Annotated in this window: 23 protein-coding genes; 14 read left to right on the forward strand and 9 right to left on the reverse strand. The window is 65.7% G+C overall.

All coding sequences use genetic code 11. The annotated features are described in order from the left end of the window. Positions 1–166: 166 nt before the first annotated feature. Positions 167–1,261 (reverse strand): hypothetical protein, encoded by a 1,095-nt coding sequence (locus QRN25_RS12890; protein WP_285019790.1) that lies wholly within the window; start codon positions 1,259–1,261, stop codon positions 167–169. Between the two features lie 200 nt (positions 1,262–1,461). Here QRN25_RS12890 and QRN25_RS12895 point away from each other — a divergent pair, with 200 nt between their 5' ends. After that, positions 1,462–2,841 carry a M28 family peptidase gene (locus QRN25_RS12895; protein WP_285019791.1) on the forward strand — a complete coding sequence of 460 codons (1,380 nt, stop codon included), beginning with the start codon at positions 1,462–1,464 and terminating at the stop codon, positions 2,839–2,841. 160 nt (positions 2,842–3,001) lie between these two features. On the opposite strand, the gene QRN25_RS12900 is transcribed toward QRN25_RS12895, so the two are convergent. From QRN25_RS12900 to QRN25_RS12910, 3 genes are all read right to left on the reverse strand, one after another. Continuing rightward, positions 3,002–3,874, reverse strand: coding sequence for an HpcH/HpaI aldolase/citrate lyase family protein (locus QRN25_RS12900; protein WP_285019792.1), 873 nt, complete (start codon positions 3,872–3,874; stop codon positions 3,002–3,004). Between the two features lie 306 nt (positions 3,875–4,180). After that, positions 4,181–5,044: an SDR family NAD(P)-dependent oxidoreductase gene (locus tag QRN25_RS12905; RefSeq protein ID WP_285019793.1), complete on the reverse strand. Its 864-nt coding sequence runs from the start codon at positions 5,042–5,044 to the stop codon at positions 4,181–4,183. Positions 5,045–5,094: 50 nt separating this feature from the next. Beyond that, positions 5,095–5,742 carry a TetR/AcrR family transcriptional regulator gene (locus QRN25_RS12910; RefSeq protein WP_285019794.1) on the reverse strand — a complete coding sequence of 216 codons (648 nt, stop codon included), beginning with the start codon at positions 5,740–5,742 and terminating at the stop codon, positions 5,095–5,097. A 131-nt stretch (positions 5,743–5,873) separates the two neighbouring features. Between QRN25_RS12910 and QRN25_RS12915 the strand changes: the two genes are divergently transcribed. The 7 genes from QRN25_RS12915 (at position 5,874) to QRN25_RS12945 (ending at position 13,269) form a co-directional block, all read left to right on the forward strand. Further along, positions 5,874–7,223 (forward strand): hypothetical protein, encoded by a 1,350-nt coding sequence (locus tag QRN25_RS12915; RefSeq protein WP_285019795.1) that lies wholly within the window; start codon positions 5,874–5,876, stop codon positions 7,221–7,223. Beyond that, a complete protein-coding gene (locus QRN25_RS12920; protein WP_285019796.1) occupies positions 7,220–8,635 on the forward strand; it encodes an acyl-CoA reductase in 1,416 nt (471 codons plus the stop codon). Before QRN25_RS12915 ends, QRN25_RS12920 begins: the two co-directional genes overlap by 4 nt. Before the next feature lie 250 nt (positions 8,636–8,885). Further along, positions 8,886–9,116 carry a biotin/lipoyl-containing protein gene (locus tag QRN25_RS12925; protein ID WP_008830979.1) on the forward strand — a complete coding sequence of 77 codons (231 nt, stop codon included), beginning with the start codon at positions 8,886–8,888 and terminating at the stop codon, positions 9,114–9,116. Positions 9,117–9,157: 41 nt separating this feature from the next. Continuing rightward, the gene (locus QRN25_RS12930) at positions 9,158–9,709 is read left to right on the forward strand and encodes a peroxiredoxin (RefSeq protein ID WP_008830978.1); all 552 of its coding nucleotides are present in this window, start codon (positions 9,158–9,160) and stop codon (positions 9,707–9,709) included. A gap of 119 nt (positions 9,710–9,828) precedes the next feature. Beyond that, the gene (prfB, locus tag QRN25_RS12935; protein WP_036522883.1) at positions 9,829–10,956 is read left to right on the forward strand and encodes a peptide chain release factor 2; all 1,128 of its coding nucleotides are present in this window, start codon (positions 9,829–9,831) and stop codon (positions 10,954–10,956) included. A 110-nt stretch (positions 10,957–11,066) separates the two neighbouring features. Further along, positions 11,067–11,831 carry a class I SAM-dependent methyltransferase gene (locus tag QRN25_RS12940; RefSeq protein WP_285019797.1) on the forward strand — a complete coding sequence of 255 codons (765 nt, stop codon included), beginning with the start codon at positions 11,067–11,069 and terminating at the stop codon, positions 11,829–11,831. A 31-nt stretch (positions 11,832–11,862) separates the two neighbouring features. Then, positions 11,863–13,269, forward strand: coding sequence for an NAD(P)H-dependent flavin oxidoreductase (locus QRN25_RS12945; RefSeq protein WP_008830975.1), 1,407 nt, complete (start codon positions 11,863–11,865; stop codon positions 13,267–13,269). 21 nt (positions 13,270–13,290) lie between these two features. Here the strand turns inward: QRN25_RS12945 and QRN25_RS12950 are convergent, their stop codons facing one another. From QRN25_RS12950 to QRN25_RS12960, 3 genes are all read right to left on the reverse strand, one after another. Then, a complete protein-coding gene (locus tag QRN25_RS12950) occupies positions 13,291–13,767 on the reverse strand; it encodes a DUF805 domain-containing protein (protein WP_285019798.1) in 477 nt (158 codons plus the stop codon). A gap of 31 nt (positions 13,768–13,798) precedes the next feature. Continuing rightward, positions 13,799–15,109 carry an ammonium transporter gene (locus tag QRN25_RS12955; RefSeq protein WP_285019799.1) on the reverse strand — a complete coding sequence of 437 codons (1,311 nt, stop codon included), beginning with the start codon at positions 15,107–15,109 and terminating at the stop codon, positions 13,799–13,801. A gap of 172 nt (positions 15,110–15,281) precedes the next feature. Then, positions 15,282–16,280, reverse strand: a complete 999-nt coding sequence (locus tag QRN25_RS12960; protein ID WP_285019800.1) for a 2-hydroxyacid dehydrogenase — start codon at positions 16,278–16,280, stop codon at positions 15,282–15,284. Positions 16,281–16,363: 83 nt separating this feature from the next. Here QRN25_RS12960 and QRN25_RS12965 point away from each other — a divergent pair, with 83 nt between their 5' ends. Beyond that, positions 16,364–16,855, forward strand: coding sequence for an SH3 domain-containing protein (locus QRN25_RS12965; protein ID WP_285019801.1), 492 nt, complete (start codon positions 16,364–16,366; stop codon positions 16,853–16,855). Between the two features lie 4 nt (positions 16,856–16,859). On the opposite strand, the gene QRN25_RS12970 is transcribed toward QRN25_RS12965, so the two are convergent. Both QRN25_RS12970 and QRN25_RS12975 read right to left on the reverse strand, forming a co-directional pair. After that, the gene (locus QRN25_RS12970) at positions 16,860–19,655 is read right to left on the reverse strand and encodes a bifunctional diguanylate cyclase/phosphodiesterase (protein WP_285019802.1); all 2,796 of its coding nucleotides are present in this window, start codon (positions 19,653–19,655) and stop codon (positions 16,860–16,862) included. A gap of 255 nt (positions 19,656–19,910) precedes the next feature. Beyond that, positions 19,911–21,104 (reverse strand): acetyl-CoA C-acyltransferase, encoded by a 1,194-nt coding sequence (locus tag QRN25_RS12975; RefSeq protein ID WP_271183212.1) that lies wholly within the window; start codon positions 21,102–21,104, stop codon positions 19,911–19,913. Positions 21,105–21,523: 419 nt separating this feature from the next. On the opposite strand from QRN25_RS12975, the gene QRN25_RS12980 reads away from it, so the two are divergent. Genes QRN25_RS12980 through QRN25_RS13000 form a run of 5 tightly spaced genes read left to right on the forward strand, consistent with a single transcriptional unit; the run spans position 21,524 to position 24,835 of the window. Further along, positions 21,524–21,898 carry an NADH-quinone oxidoreductase subunit A gene (locus QRN25_RS12980; protein WP_008833064.1) on the forward strand — a complete coding sequence of 125 codons (375 nt, stop codon included), beginning with the start codon at positions 21,524–21,526 and terminating at the stop codon, positions 21,896–21,898. A gap of 38 nt (positions 21,899–21,936) precedes the next feature. Continuing rightward, complete coding sequence (locus QRN25_RS12985) at positions 21,937–22,464, forward strand: NuoB/complex I 20 kDa subunit family protein (RefSeq protein ID WP_197524448.1); 528 nt, start codon at positions 21,937–21,939, stop codon at positions 22,462–22,464. A gap of 6 nt (positions 22,465–22,470) precedes the next feature. Beyond that, on the forward strand, positions 22,471–23,280 hold the full coding sequence (locus tag QRN25_RS12990) for an NADH-quinone oxidoreductase subunit C (RefSeq protein ID WP_285019803.1): 810 nt from the start codon (positions 22,471–22,473) through the stop codon (positions 23,278–23,280). A 2-nt stretch (positions 23,281–23,282) separates the two neighbouring features. Further along, positions 23,283–24,488, forward strand: coding sequence for an NADH-quinone oxidoreductase subunit D (locus QRN25_RS12995; protein ID WP_036522905.1), 1,206 nt, complete (start codon positions 23,283–23,285; stop codon positions 24,486–24,488). Next, positions 24,485–24,835 (forward strand): nuclear transport factor 2 family protein, encoded by a 351-nt coding sequence (locus QRN25_RS13000; protein ID WP_285019804.1) that lies wholly within the window; start codon positions 24,485–24,487, stop codon positions 24,833–24,835. Before QRN25_RS12995 ends, QRN25_RS13000 begins: the two co-directional genes overlap by 4 nt. The last annotated feature ends 1 nt before the right edge of the window (position 24,836 follow it).

The raw sequence follows: 24,836 nt of genomic DNA on the forward strand, positions 1-24,836 counted from the left end.
AAACAGTTGGGGCCGCTACTACAGGGGTGAGGGCACATTGCCAAGGGTGAGGCAAAGTACCCGCGTCGTCCCGGACTTGATCCGGGACCGGTGGCGGTCTTCAGGCACGAACCATTGCGCAAGGCGCGTGGAGCAACGTGGGCTGGTCAGGGCCAGCGGTCCCGGATCACGTCCGGGATGACGATGCCGCTCTGATCAAGTCACGCAGCGTCCGCGGCAGGAAGGCCAGTCCGGCCATGACGGTCGGCACGCTCAGGATCGCCCAGTAGAAGTTCACCGGCCTTGCGAAGACCGCCAGCAGCAGCGCGATCGTCGCGAGCCACGGCAGCGCGAAGCGGGCCAGCGGCGGTGGCGCTCCCAGGAACCCGAGCAGGCAGAGCAGCACGGCGAGATAGCTGAACGGAGCCGGGATCAGGTGCAGCAGCGTCACATCGGCGATGTCCTGCAATACGGCTCCGGGGCCGCGCAGACCGTCCCAGCCTTGCGATAGGGCATCGCCGGGAAGCGAGAGCGGCACGACCGCCTGCCGGTGCAGAAGCAAGACTAAGGCATAGCCTGCAATCAGCGCGGCCCACGCGGCCAGTTCCCGGTATCGGCCGCTCCGCCAGGCCCAGAATGCCGCGAGCAGCACGAAGGGCAGCGCCAGTTCGCGGATCGCCAGCGCCGATGCGGCGGCGAGGAAGGCGGCGGTTGGGAAGGCGGGGGCGGTCAGGCCCTTCACCCGCAGTGCCATGGCCAGCGCCACGAGCACGCCCGCCCATAATTCATGCGACACCGAAAGTCCGGGGCTGGCGACCATCGCGCCGCCGACCAGAACGAGCAGCATGGCCAGCATCCGCTCGCGTCCACTCACCAGCGGCCGCAGCATCGCGAACCATGCGGCGGCGGTGACGGCAAGCAGCACGCAGAGGAGGACATGCACCGTGCGCCAGCCCAGCGCCGCCTCGATCCACGCCAGCGTCGGCAGGCGCACCGTCACGAAGGGGCTGGTCGGAAAGCCGTGTGCGCGCTGGAGGCGGGTGGCGGCATGGTAGTAGCCCTCGCGCCCGGCCACTGCGTTGCCGATGTCGTGATAAAGCTGCACGTCGGAATAGCGCCCGTCGCCGCTGATCGCCTCACCGGACTGCGAGGCGCCGATCGTCAGCGTCGCCAGTGCGAGCACCACGAAGAGGGCGATCACGGCGAGGGCCTGAAGACGGGTGAGGGCGGCGAGCATGGCGCGGTTGTGTTCGCTCGTCCCGGCGGCGGCAAGACGCGGCACTGCTTATCCACACGCCTTGATCCCCAAATCTTCGTCATTGCGAGCGCAGCGAAGCAACCCAGGGCGGCATAATACTGCGCTGGATTGCTTCGCTGCGCTCGCAATGACGAGACTGGGGGGAGATCATCATGGGGCCGCCGCAAATTGGCAGCCGGGACGACGCTTGGCAGCGACGGATCGCTCGGTTAGCACTTGCGCACATGAGCACCCTCCCAGTCCTTCGCGCGGGGCTTCTTGCCGCCGCGCTGTCCGCTGCCGTCCCGGCTTTCGCAACTCCCCAGCAGGGTTCAGGCGTCGCCTGGGACATCGTCGAGGGCCTGACCACCGAGATCGGCCCGCGCATGGCCGGCTCCGAGGCCGAGGCGCGCGCACGCGACTGGGGCTCCGAGAAGCTCAAGGCGCTCGGCTTCCAGAACGTGCGGGTGGAGGAGTTCAAGACCCTCGCCTGGAAGCGCGGTCCCGAAAGCGCGAAGCTGACCGCGCCTTACGCGCAGCCGCTGGCGATCACCGCGCTCGGTTTCTCGGTGCCGACGCCCAAGGGCGGGCTGAAGGCTCCGCTGGTCTACTTCCCGACGCTCGCCGCACTGGAGGCGGCGCCTGACGGTTCGCTCAAGGGCAAGGTGGCCTTCATCGACCACGCGATGCGCGCGGCGCAGGATGGTTCGGGCTATGGCCCTTATGGCAATGTGCGCCGTCAGGGGCCGACGATCGCCTCGCGCAAGGGCGCGGCGGGCGTGGTGATCCGCTCGGCGGGCACCGACAGCCACCGCAACCCGCATACCGGCGTCACCATCTTCGCCAAGGACGTGGCGCCGATCCCGGCGGGCGCGGTGTCGAACCCCGATGCCGACCTGATCGCCCGCACCGCCGCGAGGACTGCCGCGGGCGGCAAGCCGATGGCCATCGACCTCACGCTGGAGGGCAAGCCGTTCCCCGATGCGCCTTCGGGCAACGTCATCGCCGACCTGCCGGGGCGCGATCCCTCGTTGCCGATCATCGTTATCGCCTGTCACCTCGACAGTTGGGACCTCGGCACCGGCGCGATCGACGACGCCTCAGGTTGCGCCATCGTGACGGCGGCGGCACTCGCGGCGCAGCAGGGCGGGCAGGCTTTGCGCACCATCCGCGTGCTGTGGTCGGGTAACGAGGAGATGGGCGTCGGAGGCGGCGGCGGTGCGGCCTATGCGCGCATGCACGGGTCGGAGCCCCACGCCGTCGCGATGGAGAGCGACTTCGGCGCTGACAAGGTGTGGGCGGCGAAGTTCAACACCGCCGCCGACAACAAGCCGATGGTGGACAAGGTGAAGGCGGCGCTCTGGCCGATGGGTATCGTGCCGCATGACGGCGCGACTGAGGGCGGCGCCGACGTCGAGGCGATCATCAAGGCGCAAAACCTTGCCGTGATCGATCTCGGGCAGGACGGGATGCATTATTTCGACCTGCATCACACGCCGGACGATACGCTCGACAAGGTCGATCCTGCGGCGTTGCAGCAGAATGTCGATGCCTGGGCGGCGGTGTTGAGGGTGATCGCGAATGAGCCTGGGGTGATCGGGAAAGCCGGGGCCAAGAGCGAGTAGCAGTCGGTCTCCACTTCGGTTCTTTCGACGTGCCAGCCTTAAACATTCTTCGTCATCCCCGCGAAAGCGGGGACCCATCTGATGGAACTGCAACAGGCGCCGTCAGGAGATGGGTTCCCGCCTGCGCGGGAATGACGACCCAATGAGAATGATCGTGGCCTCAAACCGAAGCCGCAATTCGCTCCGCCACCGCGACCAGCCGCCGGGCCTGCTCCAGATGCAGCAGTTCGGTCATCTTGCCATCGACCTTGATCGCGCCCTTGCCCTGGTTCTCTGGCAACGCGAACGCCGCGATCACCGAGGCCGCCCAGCCGAGGTCCGCTTCGCTCGGTGAGAACACCGTATTGCAGGGCTCGATCTGCGCGGGATGGATCAGGCTCTTGCCGTCGAAGCCGAACAGCAGCCCCTGCCGCGCCTCCTCCTCGAACACACCTAAATCGCGGAATTCGTTGCAGACGCCGTCGAGCACGGTGACGCCGTGCGCCCGCGCGGCCGCGACCGCCATCGACAGGAACGGCAGGAACGGCGTGCGCTCGGGCACCGAATGCGCGCGCATCTCCTTGGCGAGATCGTTGAGGCCCATGATCCACAGCGACAGCCGCGTCGAACGGGCCTTCGCCGCGATCGGCTCCAGTGCGAAGACGCTCGCGCAAGTCTCTATCATCGCCCAGAGCTGCAGGGTTTCGGGAGCGCCGCTCAGCGCATCCTGCAGCCGGTCGATGTCCTGCGGGCCGTTGACCTTGGGCACCAGCACCGCGTCGGCCTTCGACCCGGCGACGGCGGCAAGGTCCGCCGCGCCCCATTCGGTATCGAGGCCGTTGACGCGGATCGCGACTTCCCGGTGACCGAAGCCGCCTTCCGCGATCGCGGCGACGGCGGCAGTGCGTGCCTCTTGCTTGGCTTCGGGTGCGACCGCATCCTCGAGGTCGACGATCACCACGTCGCAGGGCAGGGTGCGCGCCTTGGCGAGAGCCTTGGCATTCGAGGCGGGCAGGTAGAGCGCGCTGCGGCGGGGGCGGTCGATCGAAGTCATCAGGGCAGGTTCCCGTGTCGAGTATGTCGCCGCCTCCTTTCGGCGCGCGGCGCCACGGGGTCAAGCGCGGGCGCCGTGGTTTTTAGGGTATCGACCAACCGCTACGCAAATTCCTCTAGGCCTAAAGAACAATTTGCAATCGTTTGCCTGCTATATACCCTTTATCAGCCGCAAATGGTCGCCCGCGCATCGCGGCCAGGGGCGCGGAGTCCTCTCCCTTCCTCCGCGCCCTGAGCGGTAGCCCATGCGGGTCGCAGACGTCGCCCCGTGACCTGCTCCATCAAGGATCGGGCACGGGGCACTTCCTCAGAGATCGGCGAGAATGCGCTCGCTCTCCTGCCACAACCGCGCGGCCGCCGCGTCGTCGAGCGCCTGCGGGGCCGCCGGAATCTCGGTCAGGTCATGGAAGTAGCGCCCGCCGTTCACGCCCGCCTTGGGCGCGGTGGCGAGCCAGACGATTGTGCGCGCGGATTGCTCGGGCGAGACGAGATCCTGTCCTTGGCCATAAGCCTGCAACGAGGCTTCGCCGTGGCTCCAGAAATTCGAGCCGACCTTGCCCGGATGCATGGCCTGCGCGGTAATGCCCTTGTCGGTGAGGCGGCGGTCCAGTTCCCGCGTGAACAGCAGGTTGGCGAGCTTGGCCTGGCAATAGGCGGGACCGGTGGCGAAGTCGTCGAGCATCATCAGGTCGTCCCAGCGCATCGCTTTTGCCTGCTCATGCGCGAGCGAGGAGACGGCGATCACCCGCACCGTGCCGGGCGGGCTCTCCTGCGCCGCGCGCTCCAGCAGGGGAAGCAGTTCGCGGGTCAGCAGGAAAGGGGCGAGGTGGTTGGCGGCGAAAGTCGCTTCCAGTCCCTCGGAGGACACGTAGAGCCCGTCGCGGATGCCGCCTGCGTTGTTGACGAGGACCTGGACTTTATCGGTCAGCGCCGCGATCTCGCGTGCGACGCGGCGCACGTCGGCCATTTCGGCGAAGTCTCCGCGCAGGAAATCGACCTTGCCGAAGGCGCGCAGCTGCGCCTCGGCCGCGTCGCAGCGCGCCGGATCGCGCCCCGTGGCGATGACGTGCCAGCCCATGCGGGCGAAAGTTTCGGCGCTGGCCTTGCCGATGCCGGAACTGGCGCCGGTGATCACGACGACGGGGTGCGGCTTCGCGGAATTATCGAACATTTCGGCATTCTCCCTCGCGCGCCCGGCCTTTGCGGGTCGCGGTGTCTTGTCTATCGTGGCTCGGCCCCCTTGAGGAACAAGTCGATCGCGAAGCGCACCCGCCGGTCGATGTCCTGTGCGGTCAGCATATTGCCCGACAGAATGAAGCGCACCGGACCGCTGACGACCATGCTCATGAACACGTTGGCCGCAAGCATCGCGTCGCCGATGGCGAGACGGCCCGCGGCGGTCTCTTCCTCGAGGATCTGCGCGAGGAAGCGCACGGTCGGCAGCGCGGCGATGTCGTAATAAGTCTGGAAGATGTCCGGGAAGCGGTAGCTCTCGGTATTGATGAGCCGTTGCAGCTTCGCACCGGCAGGTTCTCCCACCAGTCCGATCCGCAGCATCGCGATGGCAATGAGCGTATCCTCCAGCGTGTGCCTGCGCATGGCGGCGATGACCTCGGCACCGACCGCACGGGCCTCGGTGCCGTGGCGGACGGCGGCGCGGAATAGTGCGGCCTTGTCCGGGTACTTCGCATAGACCGTGCGCTTGGTCATGTTCACGTCGGCGGCGATCCCCTCGATCGTGGCGCTTTCGTATCCTTTGTCGAGGAAGTGTTCGAGCGCGGTGTCGAGCAGGGCGACCTGCCGGGCCTGGGCCTGTTCGCGCGTGGGGCGTCCAGCCTTGGGGAGCGCAGGGTGCGTGTCTTCGAGCATGATCCCCATGGACCCGATTTGGCTTGCGTCGCCAAGAGGTTCGTGAATAATGAAACGCATAAGGTGTTATTAATCGAGTCGCGATGGACTGTCCAGTCCGTCGCGGCGGCGAGGGAGAGGAGAAGGGAAGCATGGGCATTGCTGCGGACAAACTCACTGCGCTGGTCGCCGACCCGGAGCGCTTTGCGTTCTCGGCGGGCGAACTGCGCGAAACCCAGGTTGCCGCGCTGGACGAGCGGTTTCAGGAGCGCCGGGACCGGATCAGGCTGCTCGGCCTGCGCGCCCGCGATGCCGGGATCGAGGGCATTGCGCGGATCGAGGACGTGGTGCCGGTGCTGTTTCCGCACACCGCCTACAAGTCCTACCCGGAAAGCTACCTGATGGACGAGCGCTGGGATCGGCTGACCAAGTGGCTCGGCACGGTCTCGGCCCATCCGCTCGAGGGCATCGCGACGGACGGGATCGCCGGGATCGACGACTGGATCGCGCGGCTGGCGGAGCAGGGGCACTTCATCTCCTGCTCCAGCGGAACCACCGGCAAGTCGGCGATGCTGATCGCCTCGCAGAAGGACATGGACTGGTCGCGGATCGACACGGTCAACGTCTTCGCCTGGGGCTCGGGCGTGGTTCCGGCGCAGGACCGGCTGATCATCGGCTGTGCTCCCGTGGCGACGGTGCCCAAGAACGCGGCGATCGCCCAGGCGCAGTACGAGGCTTTCGCCAATCCCGAGTGGCCGCGCTGGGCCTATCCGGTGCCGCCGATCACGGTCGGTTCGCTGACGGCGATGGTGGTCATGCGCAAGAAGATCGCCGAGGGCACCGCCCGTCCGGACGAGATCGCCGCCTTCGAGGAAACATCGGCCGAGCGCGCGCGGCTGGTCGCCGATGCGGTGCCCGCGACGGCGCAGTTCATCATCGAGAACCGCCACCGCAAGCTCCAGCTTTCGGGGCTGTGGAACGGGCTGTGGCAGGTTGCCAAGGCCGTGCGAGACGCGGGCTTCGGGCGTGAGGACTTCAATCCGGACAACTCGATCTATGTCGGCGGGGGGCTCAAGCGCGCGCAGCTTCCGGCGGACTATCAGGATTATGTGTTCGAGACGTTCAACATCCCGGCCGACCGGCATTTCCAGAACTATTCGATGCAGGAACTGAACTCCGGCATGCCCAAGTGCCGCGAGGGCGGGCGCTATCACGTACCACCTTGGATCGTGCCGGTGCTGCTCGACAAATCGGGCGACGAGGCGCTTCCCCATGCGAGCGGCGAACAGGAAGGGCGCGCGGCGTTCTTCGACGTCTCGCTCGACGGACGCTGGGGCGGCGTCATCACCGGCGACAGGATTTCGCTGGACCATTCCCCTTGCGCCTGCGGGAACCACGGCCCGTCGATCCGCGACGACATCGCCCGTTATGCGGATCTGGAAGGCGACGACAAGATCGGCTGCGCAGGCACGGTCGACGCTTATGTGCGAGGTGTGGCATGAACGAGATCGCACAGCCTGAGGTCAGCGAAGACCTCGTCTCCGCCCCGTTCTTCCTGCGTGGCGAAGTGCTGCACGGGACCGACGTGATCCAGACGTCGCGCGATCTCGGCGTCACGTTCGCCACGCCGCGCATTCCCTTCGATCGCGCGGTGCCGCCGCGCACCGAAGTGCCGCCGCTCCTCAATGTGCCGCTGGCCGAGATCATCGACTTCCTCGTCGAGACCGGTCAGCGCCTGCTCGCCAGCGACAACCCGCACATGCAGGAATGCATCGAGCGCATGTGCCGCACGCATATCCTGCCTCGTGCCGTCGTCGAGAATACCGCGCGCCACGCGGCGGCCTATCTCGACAAGCGGGTGCTGATGGCCGAAGTCGAGCAGAACTTCCCCGATCCGCGCGCGCTCGACGAATGGGTGCCGAAGGAGGACTTCACCGGCCGCAAGAGCTTCGTGCGCGCCTTCGCACCGCGCCTGATCCATGTGCTGCCGGGCAATTCTCCCGGCGTCGCGGTGAAGTCGGTGGCGCAGGGGGCGATTGTGAAGGGCATCAACCTGTTCAAGATGAGCAGCGCCGATCCCTTCACCATGGTCGCGATCCTGCGCACGATGGCGGACCTTGATCCGGCGCATCCGATCGTGCGCTCGATGTCCGCGGTCTACTGGCGCGGCGGCGACGATGCGACCGAGCGGGTGCTCTATCGCCCGCAGTACTTCGACAAGATCGTCGCCTGGGGCGGCGGGGACGCGATCAACAACGTCATCAAGTACCTCGGCCCCGGCTTCCAGCTGGTATCCTTCGATCCCAAGACCTCGATCTCGATGGTCGGGCGTGAGGCGCTGGCGGACGAGGAGACGATCGACCGGGTGGCGGACTTGTGCTCGGCGGACGTGATGACACTCAACCAGGAGGCCTGCGTCGCCAGCCGCTTCCAGTTCGTCGAGGGGGACGAGGCGGCGGTAGACCGTTTCTGCGCGCGCCTGCACCATCACGTGGCTCGCCGTGCGGCGGAAAGCGGCGACGTACGCCCGCTCGACATGGACATGCGCGAGGCGGTCGAATCGATGACGCTGATGGATGACGAGTACGGCGTCTGGGGCCGCACCGACGGGCGGGGCCTGGTGATCCGCTCGGATGAGCCGGTCGACTTCCACCCGATCAACAAGACCGCCAACGTCGTGCGCGTGGACAGCCTCGACGATGCGGTGAAGTGGATCAACGTGGCGACGCAGACGGTCGGCTTCTACCCGTTCGACCGCATGGCCGCCTACCGTGACCGCCTCGCCGCCGGGGGCGCGCAGCGCATCGTGCATCTGGGAGAAGCGGGGCCTTCGACCATCGGCAATCCACACGACGCGATGTACCCGCTCCACCGCTTCGTGCATTGGATGGCGCACGAGGACGGGCGGGGGTAGCGATCGTCGTCCCGGACTTGATCCGGGACCGGTGGCTGTCTTTAGATGCATCCTATTCTCAGGGCGCGTCACGGAGGGACGGCTGTTCACGGGCAGCGGTCCCGGATCAAGTCCGGGACGACGTCTTCCGATCACCCGCAACATCGCCGAGACGGATATGTCTGCCCCTCGCTTGCCTGCCGCCGCGAGTGCGCTACCCATCGAACAAACAGCCCGCCATGCCGGGCACGCGAAGGGGATCATAACCACCATGGCCGTCGAAATCCTGCTCCCGAAGATCGGTTTCTCCATGCAGGAGGGCCAGGTCGCCGAATGGCTCGCCGCCGATGGGGCGCAAGTGACCGAAGGCCAGCCTCTGTTCTCGCTGGAGGCTGACAAGTCCACCAACGAGGTCGAATCCCCCGCCACCGGCACGCTCAAGATCGTCACGCAGACGGGCGAGACTTACGAAGTCGGCACCGTTCTCGGCTGGATCGAGTAACCGGCTGGACAGGCGCGGATCGTCGGGTCACTATCCGCGCCATGAACCGCCTTCTTACCGCTGTCGCCGCCTTCGGGCTCCTCGCCGTTTCGGGCACCGCGCATGCCAGTCTCGCGGTCGGTGCGAAGGCGCCGCAGTTCGCGGCCAAGGGCGCCAAGGCCGGCAAGGAAGTCGACTTCGATCTCGCCAAGGCGTTGAAGAAGGGGCCGGTCGTGCTCTACTTCTACCCCAAGGCATTCACGCAGGGCTGCACGCTCGAGGCCCACGCTTTCGCCGAAGCCACGCCCGAGTTCGCACAGCTTGGCGCAACCGTGGTGGGGATGTCGGCGGACGACCTGCCGACGCTCAAGAAATTCTCGACCGAGGAATGCCGCGACAAATTCGCGGTCGCCACTGCCAGCCCCAAGGTGACCAAGGATTACGACGTCGCACTCACCCGGCCGGGCGTCCCGGCAGGCATGACCCAGCGCGTCAGCTACGTCATCGACCAGAGTGGCCACGTCGCCTTCGTCCACTCCGACATGGACTACCGCGAACACGTCACGATGACGCTGGCGGCGGTCAAGGCGATGAAGGCCAAGCGCCCGGGTTGAACCCGGCCCCTTGCGCCGAACCGCCTGAGCGCCACTTTACAAACAGCCGTACTGCGCTAAGCGGTGCGGCTCGTTTGTTTCAGGCCGGTCGTGATCCCGGCTCATCGGAGATTTTCGCCATGCGTGCCGAGGGGCAGGCCCACATTGTCCGTATCGAGAAGGCCCTCGCGCTGGTCCGCAAGTTCCTCGACTGGGACCGCGCGCTGCGCCGGTTCGACGAACTGAACGCGCGCGTCGAGGACCCGACCCTTTGGGAAAAGCCCAAGGAGGCCGAGGCGGTCATGAAGGAACGTCGCCGTCTCGAGGCCGCGATCGGCGCGGTGAACTCGATCAGCGCCGAGATGGCCGATGCCGTCGAGTTCGTCGAACTGGGCGAGATGGAAGGCGATGAGGAAACCATCGCCGAGGGCCTGTCGGCGCTCGCCGCGCTGGCCGAGCGCGCCGATCAGGACAAGGTCACCGCGCTGCTTTCGGGCGAGGCGGACGGCAACGACACCTACCTCGAAGTCCACGCCGGGGCCGGCGGCACCGAAAGCCAGGACTGGGCCGAAATCCTCCAGCGCATGTACACGCGCTGGGCGGAGCGCCACGGCTACAAGGTCGAGCTGGTCGACTATCACGCGGGCGAAGCGGCGGGCATCAAGAGCTGCACCCTGCTCATCAAGGGCGAGAACGCCTACGGCTATGCGAAGACCGAAAGCGGCGTCCACCGCCTGGTCCGTATCAGCCCCTATGACAGCGCGGCGCGGCGGCACACCAGCTTCTCGTCGGTGTGGGTCTATCCGGTGATCGACGATACCTTCGAGATTGAGATCAACCCGTCCGACCTGAAGATCGACACCTATCGCGCTTCGGGCGCGGGTGGCCAGCACGTCAACACCACCGATTCGGCGGTGCGCATCACGCACCAGCCCTCGGGGATCATCGTCGCCAGCCAGATCGACCGTTCGCAGCACAAGAACCGCGAAATCGCCATGGGCATGCTTAAAGCGCGCATGTTCGAGGCCGAGATGCGCCGCCGCGAGGAAGCCGCCAGCGCCGAACACGCGAGCAAGAGCGACATCGGCTGGGGGCACCAGATCCGCTCCTACGTGCTGCAGCCGTACCAGCAGGTGAAGGATCTGCGCACGGGTGTGGTCTCGACCGCGCCTGACGACGTGCTCGACGGTGCGCTCGATCCGTTCATGGCTGCGGCCCTGTCGCAGCGCGTGACCGGCGAGAAGGTCGAAGTCGAAGACGCCGACTGAAACGTGGCGGCCGTCTCGTCCCGGGACAGTGGCCGGGGCGAGGGGGCATGAATGCGACGGATCTCTTTCAACCGTTTTGCCAATCGCGCGCACAGGCGCTAAGGGGCCGCATGTTTCGCGCGCATACCCTCTTTCCGGCCATGCTGGTGCCTGCTCTGTTGAGTCTGGCCGCCTGCCAGCAGCCTGCTGTCGATGACGGCCGGGAAAAGGGCGCCCCCAAGTTCCCCAAGCCCGATCGCCCCGTTGCGCAAAGAACCTCCAGCACGTTCTCCACCGAAGCCCAGCGCGACAGCGCGGGCGAGGCCAACACGGTAATGGACCTTGCAGGCGTGGCGCCCGGCATGAGCGTGGCCGATCTCGGCGCGGGCGAGGGGTACTACACCGTCCGCCTCTCGCACCGCGTCGGCAAGAAGGGCCGGGTTCTGGGCGAGGATATCGATCGCGGTGCCAACGAACGCCTCGCCACGCGCGTCATGCGCGAGGAACTGGAGAACGTCTCGATCAAGCTGGGCCGCCCGAGCGATCCTAGCCTGCCGGGCAAGAGTTTCGACCGCATCTTCCTGGTCCACATGTACCACGAAGTCGGCGACCCTTACGGTTTCCTCTGGAGGCTGCGCCCGGCGCTGCGCCCCGGGGGCAAGATCGTGGTGGTCGATGTCGATCGTCCGGCGGGAACCCATGGCCTGCCGCCTTCGCTGCTTTTCTGCGAATTTGCGTCGGTGGGCTATCGGTTGACGGAATTTGTTCGCAAGCCCGAATTACAGGGCTATTATGCGCAGTTTGAAGTCGCAGGGGCAAGGCCTGCGCCGGCAGATATCAAGCCGTGCCGAATTTCGGGGGTAGCGCCGCCGAAAACCAATGGATCGCAGGGCTGAGCCGCGAAAGCCTGGGGAAAGACGAGAGAAAATGAGTTTCAAGGGTCTCAAGCCGATCATCTATGGTGGCCGTGAAGTCTGGCCGCTGGTCGAAGGCGGCAAGGGCGTCGCCGCGACGAACCACATGAGTTCGGGCGCGTGGGCGGCTGCGGGCGGTATCGGCACGGTCAGCGCGGTGAATGCCGACAGCTACGACGCCGAAGGCAAGATCATCCCGCAGATCTACAATGCACTGACCCGCAAGGAACGCCACCAGGAACTGATCGACTACGCCATCGACGGCGCGGTCGAGCAGGTCCGGCGGGCTTTCGACATTTCGGGCGGCAAGGGCGCGATCAACATCAACGTCCTGTGGGAAATGGGCGGCGCGCAGCAGATCCTCGAAGGTGTTCTGGAAAAGACCCGCGGCATGGTCACCGGCGTCACTTGCGGCGCAGGGATGCCCTACAAGCTGTCCGAGATCGCGGCGCGCTTCAACGTGAACTACCTGCCGATCGTCAGCTCCGCGCGTGCGTTCCGTGCGCTGTGGAAGCGTGCCTACCACAAGGTCGCCGACCTGATGGGCGCGGTGGTCTACGAGGATCCGTGGCTGGCGGGCGGTCACAACGGCCTGTCCAACGCCGAAGACCCGCTCAAGCCCGAGGATCCGTATCCCCGCGTCAAGGCCCTGCGCGACACCATGCGCGCGGAAGGGGTTCCGGACAGCGTGCCGATCGTGATGGCGGGCGGCGTCTGGTTCCTGCGTGACTGGAACGAATGGATCGACAACCCGGAACTCGGCTCGATCGCGTTCCAGTACGGCACCCGTCCGCTGCTGACCCACGAGAGCCCGATCCCGCAGGCGTGGAAGGATCACCTGCGCACGCTGGAGCCCGGCGACGTGCTGCTCCACCGCTTCTCGCCCACCGGCTTCTATTCCTCGGCCGTGCGCAACCCGTTCCTGCGCAATCTGGAAGCGCGCTCGGAGCGTCAGATCCCCTATTCGAAGGTCGAGGCGGGCGTGCACACCGTACGTCTCGACGTTGGCGTCAAGGGCAAGAACTTCTGGGTCGCCCCCAAGGATCTGGAGCGCGCACGCACCTGGTCGGCGCAGGGCTTCACCGATGGCCTGCGTACGCCGGACGACACGATCATCTTCGTGAACCCGGCAGAGCGCGACGAAATCCGCAAGGATCAGGCCGACTGCATGGGCTGCCTGTCGCACTGCGGTTTCTCTTCGTGGAAGGACCACGACGACTACACCACCGGCCGCCTCGCCGACCCGCGCAGCTTCTGCATCCAGAAGACCCTGCAGGACATCGCCCACGGCGGTCCGATCGACGAGAACCTGATGTTCGCGGGTCACGCGGCCTATAAGTTCAAGCAGGACCCGTTCTATTCGAATGGCTTCACGCCGACCGTCAAGGAACTGGTGGATCGTATCCTGACCGGCGACTGATCGGACAGGGCAACGCGGCTTTCAAGCGGCCGGTACGGAGCGATCCGTGCCGGCCGTTGTCGTTTCGGAGCGGGACGGCCAGGCGACCATTGCAAGGAAGCTGGCGACGGCGGGCAAGGTCAGCAACCAGTCGATATAGCTGAGCACGGCCTCGATCGCGCTGCGCACGCTCCATCCGGCAAGGATGCCGACGAGTTCCAGCAGCAGCATGCGGGCGACGAGGATCAGCAGAGGGGCGCTCCACCAGCCGCTCCGGCCGAGGTCGTGGAAGCGGCGGATCGACAGGGCGAACAGGGGCAGGGCGACCTTCACCTGTACGCCCAGCATGACGGCGCGCAGGACAGGGCTGGGATCGAGCCAACTCGTCGCCAGGGCCAGCACTGCGACCGGGATCTGCGAAATCAGGATGTAGGTGACGAACTCGCGGCGGTCGGCCTTGCCGCGAAAGTCCAGGGAGCGGGCGACACTGCGGCCAGCCTGCCGGAAATAGGTGATCATCGCCGCATTTCCGGTTTTGCGGGGGTGAGAGTCAATCGAAATTCCATGCCCGTTCGCCGTGGGTGGCGCCGTCCAGCCCTTCGCGCTCGGCATCCTCCGACACGCGCATGGGGAACGCCAGTGAGGCCATGAGCGCGAGGATCACCGTGCCGACGAGCGACCATACCGCGACCACCAGCACGCCTATCCCCTGCGCCGCAAGTTGCGCGACCGGGTTCATGTCGTCGCCATATCCCACGCCGCCCAAGCTTTCGGACAGAAACACGGCGAGCAGCAGCGATCCTAAGATGCCGCCTATGCCCTGTATCGCAAAGACGCCGAGCGCATCGTCGATGAGCAGTTTACGTCGGACGAGCAGCGCCGCGAAGTGGCAGATGATGCCCCCCAGCGCTCCCAGCAGCAGGGCAGAGCCCGGCGATACGAAGCCGGCTGCCGGAGCGAGTGTCGCCAAACCTGCCATAGCGCCGGTCGCAAAGCCGGTCGCGGTGGACTTGCCGGCAGTCAGCCGCTCGACCAGCAACCATGTCATGGCGGCGGCGGCGGAGCCCACGTGCATCGCGATGATGGCTGCGGCGGCATCGTCGTTGGCGGCGATGGCGGAGCCGCCACTCAGCGCCAGCCAGCCGATCCACAGCAGCGCCATGCCCGCAATGGACAATGCCGGGCTCTGGGGTGCGACAACCCCTTGCGTGACGCCCTTGCGCCGCCCTAGCATCACTGCGACGACCAGCGCCGATACGCCCGCAGTCACGTTGACGACGATGCCGCCCGCCCAGTCGAGCGTCCCCACGCCGACGGCAAGCCAGCCTCCACCCCACAACCAGTGTGCGACGGGGGCATAGACGACGAGGCCCCACAGTGCGGCGAAGGTGACGATCCATCCGAACCGCGCGCGTTCCGCTCCGGCGCCGACGAACAGGGCCGGAGCGAGGGTAGCTAAGACCATCTGATACAGGGCATAGGCGCTTTCCGGAACGTTGGTTCCCGTACGCACGTTGCCCAATGAGATCAGCATCCAGGCATTGCCCTTGCCCAGCCAGCCGCCCGCCACGTCGCCGAACGCGATAGTATAGCCGACGATGATCCAGACCATCGAAGCCGCAGCGAAAATTGCCCCGCACTGGACCAGGATGGAAAGCGCGTTCTTTGCGCGCACTTGTCCCGCGTAGAAGAGTGCAAGGCCCGGCAATGCCAGCAGGGCAAGCACCGAGGCGGCGAGCATCCACGAAGTGTCGCCCCCGTCCGCGACGTCGAGTCGTCCATCCTGCGCGAAGCTGACCGTTGGTGTAAATGCGGTGCCCAAGACCGCGAAGGCCATCGATAGTGGCAAGCTGGCAGCCATTGTCGAACGCCTGATCATCGCGCCGTCATTCCCCATGAGATTCGCCGCAGCGATAGCGGGCGAACCCTTTACGGGGGGTTAGATCAGGAAACTAATTCGGCACAAGCGATTGCAATCCCGAAGTGGATTGATGCCCGGGGTTTGAAGCATTGGTACTTCAGGAATCGAGGCTTCAGGCCGGGGCGGGCAGCACCATGTCGGGCGGGCGGTGACCATCGACCCAGGAACGGATGTTGGTTACGATCTTGTGACCTGCCGCGCCGCGTCCCTCGTAAGTGGCGCTGCCGAGGTGGGGCAGGGCGACGAGGTTGGGCATAGCCAGCAGTCGCGGATCGACTTGCGGTTCGCGTTCGAAAACGTCGAGCGCCGCCGCGATGCGCTCCTGGGACAGTACTTTGACGAGCGCATCCTCGTCGACGAGACGTCCCCGGCTCGTGTTCACGAGACATGCGCCCGGCTTCATCAGGCCAAGGCGGCGGGCATCGATGAGGTGTCTGGTTTCGGGTCCGGCAGGGCAATGCAGCGTCAGGATGTCGGCCTCGGCGACGAGCCGGTCGAGATTGGGCTCGTAGCGGGCAGAGACCATGTTCTCGACCGCCGGGGGCAGCCGATGCCGGTTATGGTAACGGATTTCCAGCCCGAACGCCCGTGCACGGTATGCCACGGCCTGCCCGATCCGTCCCATGCCGACTATGCCTAGTGTCTTGCCGCTGAGGGAATGGCCCAGCATCGAAGACGGTGCCCATCCTTCCCACCGCCCTTCGCGAAGCGTCCGCGCGTTCTCGCTGAAGCGGCGGGAGACGAGTATGATCAGCGCGAGCGTCAGGTCGGCGGTGTCGTCGGTGAACACGCCGGGCGTATTGGTCACGAGAATGCGGTGGGCCCGCGCTGCGGCGAGGTCGATATGGTCGGTGCCCGCACCGAAGCTTGCGATCATGGCGATGCGCTCACCGGCACCGGCGATCATTGCAGCGTCTATCATGTCGGTGACGGTCGGCACCAGCACGTCGCAATCGTGCATAGCCGTCTCCAACTGCACCCGCGTCATCGGCCGGTCGTCGAGGTTGGGGACAAGGTCGAAAAGCTCGGCCATGCGCGCTTCGACCTCCGGCAGCAGCCGTCGCGTGACGATCACGCGGGGACGGGGCGGGAGCGGGCGCGCGGTGTCCATTTCGGGTCATGAGCTAGGCCTTCCACAGGGGCGTGGTCAAGCGCCCTTGATGGGCCTCCTCGCCGCGCGGTAAGATCGCCGCGATGAACCGTCCCGCTTTTTTTTCGTCGCCCTTGCTGCTTGCGACGGCCGTGCTCGGCCTTCTTGCCGCGCAGCCGGCGCGTGCCACCAATGACGATAAGGTGCCCTACTGGGCCTCGATCGACGCCGAAATTGCGAATTTGCGTGTGGGGCCGGGCGATTCGTATCGCATCGACTGGGTCTATCGACGCCCGCACCTGCCGGTGAAGGTTCTGCGTCGCGAGGGGCCGTGGCGACTGGTGGAGGATCCGGATGGCTCTAAAGGCTGGATGCGCGACCTGCTGCTGTCCCGCCAGAGAGCCGCAATGGTCAAAGACGGCAGCCTGATCGAAATGCGCGCCCAAGGCAACGGTGCGTCCGCCATGCTTTGGCGCGTCGAGCCCGGCGTCGTCGGCCTGCTCGGTGAATGCAAAGAGGGCTGGTGCCCGTTCGACACCGACGGGCACAAGGGTTTCGTGCGCGAGGACCAGCTCTGGGGTACCGGGGCGCCCTGATTGCTCAACTGAGCTGCATGAAGTCGGCTTCTGCGGCAAGTCTGCTTGGCGAAAGGCCCGGCCTGCCGAAGTAGAAGCCCTGCGCCTCGTCGCAGCCCTGTGCCCGAAGCAAGTCCAGTTGCTCGATCGTCTCCACGCCTTCCGCCAGAACCGGCACGTTGAGGCTGTGGCCGAGCGCGAGGACGGCCTTGATGATCGCGCAGGCCTCCACGCTCTGCTGTGATCGCAGCACGAACGACTTGTCGATCTTGATCTTGTCGAACGGGAACGAGTGCAGCGTGTCGAGCGAGGAATAGCCGGTCCCGAAATCGTCGATCGCGATGCTGACCCCCAGCGTCTTGATCTGGCGCAGGAAATGCAGGGCGCGCAGCTTGTCGGCGATGATCGCGGTTTCGGTGATCTCCAGTTCGAGGCGCCGCGGCGACAGGCCGGTCTCGATCAGGATGTTCTGCACGATCGCCACGAAGTCGTTCTGCAGCAACTGGATGGGCGAGAGGTTCACGGCGACCTTAAGGTGATCCGGCCAGGACCGCGCCTCGCGGCAGGCTTCGCGCATGACCCATTCGCCGATGCGGAAAATCTCGCCGGTCTCCTCCGCGATCGGGATGAATTCGACCGGTGAGACAAGGCCACGCGTCGGGTGGTTCCAGCGCAGCAGGGCCTCGTAGCCGGACAGCCTGCCGGTCGCGAGTTCATGCTGGGGCTGATACAGCACCGTGAGTTCGCCGCGATCGACCGCATGGCGCAGGTCATTGGCGATCTGGCGGCGGGCACGCGCCGTCTCGTCCATTTCCGGCTCGTAAAAGGCGATGCGTTCGGTGACGCTGCCCTTGGCGCGGTACATGGCAAGGTCGGCGTTGTTGAGCAACTGCTCGCGTCGGGCGCCGTCCTCGGGAAACACCGCGAGGCCGATGCTGCCGCCGAGATGGAAGGCGTTGTCGTCCGAGCCGAACGGCGTCGAGAAGCACCCTTCGACGCGCTGGAGGAAGACGTCGAGTTCGTTCCGGTCGCGGAAGCGCTTGGCGGCGGCGAATTCGTCGCCACCAAGGCGTGCGACGATCTCGCCGTCGTCGAGCACATCGACCATGCGCTGGGCGAGATGTTGCAGAGCGGCGTCGCCTGCGGAATGCCCGCGGGTGTCGTTGATTTCCTTGAAGCGGTCGAGGTCGATCATGACTACGGCAAGCTGGTGCCCGAAGTGGCGCGCCTCTTCCAGTTCGGCGTCGATCCAGTGGGCGAAGCTGTTCCGGTTGGGCAGGCCGGTCAGGTTGTCGTGCATCGCCATGTGCGCGATCTTCGCCTCGGAGCGGCGGCGTTCGGTGATGTCGTCGAACGTCACGACGCGCCCACCGCCGGGCATCGCGCGGCTCGTCATCGATACGACGAGGGTTTCGCCGAGGTCGAGGGTGACCGACGCGGCGGCCATGTCGGCGACGGGGCGCGTGAAATGGCGATGCAGGTCATCGCGGCGCCCGCGCGAGGCCGAGCGCCCGGCGGGCGCGGCGAGAACGGCGCCCGCGACGGCTTCGGCCTTCATGCCTGACAGGGAGGTGTCCGGGGCGATTCCCCAGATCGCGTTGAAGCGCGGATTGGCAATGCGCAGGCGGCCGTCCATGTCGAACAGGCACAGGCCTTGGTGCATGTTGGCCAGCGCCGCGTCGAGGTGGCCCGTCATTTCGCGAACCCGGTCCTCGTCCTCCTTGAACCGGGTCATGTCCCGGGTGATCTTGGCGAAGCCGATGTGCTCGCCGAGTTCGTTGGCGACCTTCTCGATGGTGACGTGAGCCCAGAAGCGGGTGCCGTCGCGCCGCACGCGCCAGCCCTCGCCACTGAACTTGCCTGTCTTGGCGGCATGGGCGACGGCGCGGCGGGGCAGGTCGTCGGCCTGATCTTCGGGCGTGTAGAACGCGGCGAGCGGCATGCCTACGGCTTCATCGGAAGTGTAGCCCTTCAGGCGCTGTGCGCCCGCGTTCCAGTTGACCACCTGGCCGTCGCGGTCGAGCATGTAGATCGCGCAGTCGCTGATGCCCTTGACAAGGATGCTCATGTCGCGCTCGGTCGCATGAAGCACGAGGCGGGCTCGGCGGGCGATGCTCAGGACCGCGATGCTGATGGCGAGCAGGGCGAGCGATCCGGCGCTGATAGCGGCTGCCATGCTGTCGGGGGAGAGCAGGGTGCCGCCGTGCAGGTCGAGCGGCGCGGGCGTAAGCTGCATTGCGGCCATGCCGGTAAAATGCAGCGACACGATCGAGAAAGCGAGCAGCCCCGCCGCCGCCAGCGCGCTGGCAATCGAACGTCCGTTTACCGAAAGGGCAAGGGCAGGACAGGCAGGCAGCACAGCGAAGGCGAGCGACACCGCGACGAAGCCGAGGCGCCAGCGGATGTCGGCCGGAAACTCGATCGCGGACATGCCGATGTAGTGCATCGCGATGACGCCCGAGCCCGCGAGCAGGCCGGCAAGCGCGAAACCCTTGCGATGCGGCAGGGCGAGGGAGACCGCGAACGACAGCGAGGTCATGACCACCGCGATGAGCAGCGAGATCACGGTGGCGGGAACATGATATCCCACGACCAGTCCTGGGCCGTAGCCGAGCATCGCGACGAAGTGCGTTGCCCAGACGCCGAAGCCGATGGCGCTGCCCGCACCCACGATCCAATGGCGAGCAGCCGATCCCGACAAGTGACGGGCATGACGCAGCAGTTGCACCGCGCACAGGGTGGAGACGACGCAGATCGCGGCTGCCAGCAGGACAAACCATCTGTCATGCTGATCGTGAATGCACAGCAGAACGTCGAACATCGGCAACCCTAGTCATCAGAAACCTGATGGCTGTTAGGGTTAATTGGTTAACACGGATCTAACTCTGTGCCCGGAGTGAGGTCATGTTTGACTGAAACACTGTTCGTCATCCCCGCGAAGGCGGGGACCCATCTGATGTCCCCGCAAGAGGCGCCGTCAGGAGGTGGGTTCCCGCTTCCGCGGGAATGACGATGATGGACCGTGGCCCAGGAAATTCCCCCGCCCGGGTTGCGGGCAGGGGGAATTTCCTTGTCATCAGGCCAGTTCGACCGCGATCGCCGTGGCTTCGCCGCCACCGATGCAGAGGCTGGCCACGCCCTTCTTGAGGCCCTTTTCCTTGAGCGCGTTGATGAGCGTCACGATGATGCGCGTGCCCGAGGCACCGATCGGATGGCCGAGTGCGGTCGCGCCGCCGTGGATGTTGACCTTGTCGTGCGGGATGCCGAGGTCGTGCATCGCGAACATGGCGACGCATGCGAAGGCTTCGTTGACTTCGAACAGGTCGACGTCGGCGAGGTTCCAGCCCACCTTCTCGACCAGCTTGGTGATCGCGCCTACCGGGGCGGTGGTGAACTTGGCCGGCTCCTGTGCGTGGGCCTCGACGCCGACGACGGTGGCCACCGGCGTCAGGCCCTTGGCATCGGCCACGCTCTTGCGCGTCAGCACCACGGCGGCGGCACCGTCCGAGATCGAGCTGGAGCTGGCGGCAGTGATGGTGCCGTCCTTGGCGAAGGCGGCGCGCAGGGTGCGGATCTTGTCCGGATTGCCCTTGGGCGGCTGCTCGTCGGTGTCGACGATGACTTCACCCTTGCGCGTCTTCACGGTGACGGGGACGATCTCCGCGGCGAAGGCGCCCGAGGTGATCGCTTCCTGCGCGCGGCGCAGCGACTCGATCGAGTAATCGTCCTGGTTCTCACGCGTCAGCTGGTATTCGTCGGCGGTGACCTGTGCGAACGAGCCCATCGAGCCGCCTTCGTAGGCGTCTTCCAGACCGTCGAGGAACATGTGGTCGTAGATCGTGTCATGACCGGCGCGTGCGCCCGAACGGTGCTTCTTCGACAGGTACGGCGCGTTGGTCATCGACTCCATGCCGCCCGCGATCACCACGTCGAGCGAACCGGCGGCCAGCGCCTCGGCACCCATGATGACGGTCTGCATGCCCGAGCCGCAGACCTTGTTGACGGTGGTAGCCTGCACCGACTTGGGCAGGCCGGCCTTCAGCGCGGCCTGGCGGGCAGGGGCCTGGCCGAGACCGGCGGGCAGCACGCAGCCCATGTAGATTCGCTCGATGTCCTCGCCCGCGACGCCTGCGCGCTCGACGGCGGCCTTCACCGCGGTCGCGCCGAGGTCGGTCGCCGATACGTCCGCCAGCACGCCCTGCAGGCCGCCCATGGGGGTGCGCGCATAAGAGAGGATGACGATCGGGTCGGAAGCCGAAATCTGGGCCATTGGCATACCTTTCACACTGATGACTGTTCTAGTTGACGAACGGGATAATGTTGCGCTGCGTCAATTGCAATGATGCGACAGTACGAGGCGCCTCTACACCGTCCCGCCGGTTTCCTCCGGAGATGGGAAGCTCCGCCCGATTGCCAAGATATGTCCGCCGCGTTTCGCGAACAATTCGCAATAAACCGGTTGCACGAAGCGACTTGACGATTGCGTCAGGCGCCTCGGGGTGGGCAAGCGCCGGGAAACTGCGGGATTGGACACTTTGTCGTGTTGCAATGCAATGCGAATGGCGGATTATTGTGCCGGGATACCCTTGCGAGGCGCGGTGGGCTGGCCTAAGGACGCGCCAACTTGACGGGCTCACCATGACATATTCGAGTCCGCCAACGTCGCATTCGCGGTAAGAGGCAAGAACATTGACCGATCTGTCGCAATACCTGCCGATCCTCATCTTCCTGGTGATCGCGCTTGGGCTTTCGTCCGTGATCGTGTTCCTTCCGCTGGGCGTTGCCCGGCTGACCGGCACGCACCAGCCCAGCGCAGACAAGAACAGCGAATATGAGTGCGGCTTCCCCGCCTTCGAAGATCCGCGCAGCCAGTTCGACGTGCGATTCTACCTGGTGGCGATCCTCTTCATCATCTTCGACCTCGAAGCTGCCTTCCTGTTCCCCTGGGCCGTGTCGCTCAAGCTGACGGGCTGGGCCGGTTGGACGACGATGATGGTATTCCTGGGCGAACTGGCCATCGGCCTCGCCTATGCCTGGAAAAAGGGAGCTTTGGACTGGGAATGAGCACGCTCGTTAACTCGGCGGGCCAGCCTCTGGCCCCGATGTCGCCGGTCGGCGGCGCGATCACCGCGCCCGACCAGTCGTTTTTCAAGGATCTCAATCAGGAAGTGTCCGACAAGGGCTTCTTGGTCACCTCGACCGAGGAACTGTTCCAGTGGGCCCGTACGGGTTCGCTGTGGTGGATGACTTTCGGCCTCGCGTGCTGCGCGGTCGAGATGATTCACGTCAACATGCCCCGCTACGACATGGAGCGCTTCGGCGCCGCGCCGCGCGCTTCCCCGCGCCAGTCGGACGTGATGATCGTGGCAGGCACGCTCTGCAACAAGATGGCCCCCGCGCTCCGCAAGGTCTACGACCAGATGTCGGAGCCGAAGTACGTCATCTCGATGGGCAGCTGCGCCAACGGCGGCGGCTACTATCACTACAGCTACTCGGTGGTGCGCGGCTGCGACCGCATCGTGCCCGTCGACATCTACGTGCCGGGTTGCCCGCCGACTGCCGAAGCGCTGCTTTATGGCGTGATGCAGTTGCAGCGGAAGATCCGCCGCGTGGGCACCGTCGAGAGGTAAGGCCAGATGCCCGTTCTGCATTCCGCTCCGAAGATCGCCTCGAACGAGGGCGTCCTCGACGCTCTCGTCGCCGCGCTGGGCCCCAAGGTCGTCTCCGCGAAGGAGGAGCATGGCGAAATCGTGCTCACTATCGCGCGAGACGAGATCGAGAACGCGCTGCGCATCTTGCGCGACGATCACGAATACCAGCAGATGATGGAAATCGCCGGCGTCGACTATCCGTCGCGCCCTGAGCGTTTCGAAGTCGTCTACATGCTGCTCTCGGTCACGAAGAACCATCGCATCATGGCGAAGGTGACGGCGGCCGAGCACACCCCGGTCCCGACGATCACCACGCTGTGGCCGAATGCCGGCTGGCTGGAACGCGAAGTGTTCGACATGTACGGCGTGATCTTCGCCGGCAACAAGGACCTGCGCCGCATCCTCACCGACTACGGTTTCGAGGGGCACCCGTTCCGCAAGGACTTCCCGCTCACCGGCTACCAGGAACTGCGCTATTCCGAAGAGGACAAGCGCGTTGTGTACGAGCCGGTCAGCCTCGCGCAGGATCTGCGCCAGTTCGACTTCATGAGCCCGTGGGAAGGCGCCGACTACATCCTTCCGGGTGACGAGAAGGCGCCTGCGCCTGCCGCTCCGGCTGCGGCTCCGACGCCCAAGGCGACCGAGAGCAAGGCCGACACCGGCGCCGGTGAAAAGGCGAACGAAAAGGCTGTCGAAAAGGAATCCGCACCCGCTCCGGCCAAGACCGAAGACGGGAAGGCCCCTGAGGCGCCCAAGGAAACCGAAAGCCGTCCGGACAAGGGAGACGCCAAGTGAGCATGCTGCTTGAACAGTCGCCCACCACCGGCGACGAGGTCATCACCAACTACACGATCAACTTCGGTCCCCAGCATCCAGCGGCCCACGGCGTTCTGCGCATGGTCATGGAACTGGACGGCGAGATCATCGAGCGGATCGATCCGCACGTCGGCCTGCTCCATCGCGGCACCGAAAAGCTGATCGAGCACAAGACGTATCTTCAGGCGCTGCCGTACTTCGACCGTCTGGATTACTGCTCGCCGCTCGGGATGGAGCACTCCTACGTGCTCGCGATCGAGAAGCTGCTGAACCTCGAGGTTCCGCTGCGCGCCCAGTACCTTCGCGTGCTGTTCGCCGAGCTGACCCGCATCTGCAACCACATGATGAACATGGGTTCGCACATCATGGACATCGGCGCGATGACGCCGAACCTGTGGCTGTTCGAAATCCGCGAGGATTGCCTCAACTTCTTCGAGCGCGCCTCGGGCGCCCGCATGCACTCGGCCTGGTTCCGTCCCGGCGGCGTGCATCAGGACGTGCCGCTCAAGCTGCTGACCGACATCGCCGACTGGCTCGACACGCGCCTGCCGGAACTGTTCGAGGACGCGCTGAGCCTCGTCGCCGACAACCGCATCTTCAAGCAGCGCAACGTCGATATCGCCACGGTATCGAAGGAAGACGCGCTGGCATGGGGCTTCTCCGGCCCGATGATCCGCGGTTCGGGCATCGCCTGGGATATCCGCAAGGCGCAGCCCTACGACGTCTATGACCGCATGGACTTCGAGGTTCCCGTCGGCACCAGCGGCGACTGCTACGACCGCTTCATGTGCCGCGCCGAGGAAGTGCGCCAGTCTGCCCGGATCATGAAGCAGTGCCTGCGTGAGATGCCCGAAGGTCCGGTGGCTTCCACCGACCGCAAGGTGGTTCCGCCCAAGCGCGCCGAGATGAAGTCCTCGATGGAATCGCTGATCCATCACTTCAAGCTCTACACCGAAGGCTTCCACGTCCCGGCGGGCGAAGTCTACGTCGCGACCGAAAGCCCCAAGGGCGAATTCGGCGTCTATCTCGTTTCGGACGGCTCTAACAAGCCGTACCGCTGCAAGATCCGCCCGACCGCGTTCAGCCACCTGCAGGCGATGGACTTCATGTCCAAGGGCCACATGCTGCCTGACGCCACGGCGATCCTGGGCGCGATGGACATCGTGTTCGGGGAGTGCGACCGTTGAGCCTTCTGGACACCGCCAAGGCCATGATCGCGGCCTATAACGCGCAGGACGTCGATACGTACGTTTCGTACATGACCGACGAGGCCTGCGAAGCGAACTATCGCGGCGCCGTAGTGCGCGAAGGCAAGGAAGGCACCCGCTCTGGCCTCGCCGCCACTTTCGCCAAGTGGCCGCAGAACAAGGCCGAGATCGTCGAAGCCTCGCAGATCGGCGCTTACGTGCTGATGCGCGAGCACGTGACGCGCGGCCCTGCGAGCGACGGTTCGGAACTCGTGGACCCGTTCGACGTGATCGCGGTCTACAGCTTCGAAGGCGACAAGTGTTCGCGCGTCGAATTCATTCGTTGAT

The organism is Novosphingobium sp. fls2-241-R2A-195 (assembly GCF_030209485.1).
Lineage (GTDB): Bacteria > Pseudomonadota > Alphaproteobacteria > Sphingomonadales > Sphingomonadaceae > Novosphingobium > Novosphingobium resinovorum.

Excerpts from the sequence above, each read along its gene's own strand:
- QRN25_RS12895 (WP_285019791.1), top strand. The coding sequence starts at position 1,462 with ATGAGCACCCTCCCAGTCCTTCGCGCGGGGCTTCTTGCCGCCGCGCTG.
- QRN25_RS12900 (WP_285019792.1), bottom strand. The coding sequence starts at position 3,874 with ATGACTTCGATCGACCGCCCCCGCCGCAGCGCGCTCTACCTGCCCGCC.
- QRN25_RS12905 (WP_285019793.1), bottom strand. The coding sequence starts at position 5,044 with ATGTTCGATAATTCCGCGAAGCCGCACCCCGTCGTCGTGATCACCGGC.
- QRN25_RS12910 (WP_285019794.1), bottom strand. The coding sequence starts at position 5,742 with ATGCTCGAAGACACGCACCCTGCGCTCCCCAAGGCTGGACGCCCCACG.
- QRN25_RS12915 (WP_285019795.1), top strand. The coding sequence starts at position 5,874 with ATGGGCATTGCTGCGGACAAACTCACTGCGCTGGTCGCCGACCCGGAG.
- QRN25_RS12920 (WP_285019796.1), top strand. The coding sequence starts at position 7,220 with ATGAACGAGATCGCACAGCCTGAGGTCAGCGAAGACCTCGTCTCCGCC.
- QRN25_RS12925 (WP_008830979.1), top strand. The coding sequence starts at position 8,886 with ATGGCCGTCGAAATCCTGCTCCCGAAGATCGGTTTCTCCATGCAGGAG.
- QRN25_RS12930 (WP_008830978.1), top strand. The coding sequence starts at position 9,158 with ATGAACCGCCTTCTTACCGCTGTCGCCGCCTTCGGGCTCCTCGCCGTT.
- prfB (WP_036522883.1), top strand. The coding sequence starts at position 9,829 with ATGCGTGCCGAGGGGCAGGCCCACATTGTCCGTATCGAGAAGGCCCTC.
- QRN25_RS12940 (WP_285019797.1), top strand. The coding sequence starts at position 11,067 with ATGTTTCGCGCGCATACCCTCTTTCCGGCCATGCTGGTGCCTGCTCTG.
- QRN25_RS12945 (WP_008830975.1), top strand. The coding sequence starts at position 11,863 with ATGAGTTTCAAGGGTCTCAAGCCGATCATCTATGGTGGCCGTGAAGTC.
- QRN25_RS12950 (WP_285019798.1), bottom strand. The coding sequence starts at position 13,767 with ATGATCACCTATTTCCGGCAGGCTGGCCGCAGTGTCGCCCGCTCCCTG.
- QRN25_RS12955 (WP_285019799.1), bottom strand. The coding sequence starts at position 15,109 with ATGGCTGCCAGCTTGCCACTATCGATGGCCTTCGCGGTCTTGGGCACC.
- QRN25_RS12960 (WP_285019800.1), bottom strand. The coding sequence starts at position 16,280 with ATGGACACCGCGCGCCCGCTCCCGCCCCGTCCCCGCGTGATCGTCACG.
- QRN25_RS12965 (WP_285019801.1), top strand. The coding sequence starts at position 16,364 with ATGAACCGTCCCGCTTTTTTTTCGTCGCCCTTGCTGCTTGCGACGGCC.
- QRN25_RS12970 (WP_285019802.1), bottom strand. The coding sequence starts at position 19,655 with ATGTTCGACGTTCTGCTGTGCATTCACGATCAGCATGACAGATGGTTT.
- QRN25_RS12975 (WP_271183212.1), bottom strand. The coding sequence starts at position 21,104 with ATGGCCCAGATTTCGGCTTCCGACCCGATCGTCATCCTCTCTTATGCG.
- QRN25_RS12985 (WP_197524448.1), top strand. The coding sequence starts at position 21,937 with ATGTCGCCGGTCGGCGGCGCGATCACCGCGCCCGACCAGTCGTTTTTC.
- QRN25_RS12990 (WP_285019803.1), top strand. The coding sequence starts at position 22,471 with ATGCCCGTTCTGCATTCCGCTCCGAAGATCGCCTCGAACGAGGGCGTC.
- QRN25_RS12995 (WP_036522905.1), top strand. The coding sequence starts at position 23,283 with ATGCTGCTTGAACAGTCGCCCACCACCGGCGACGAGGTCATCACCAAC.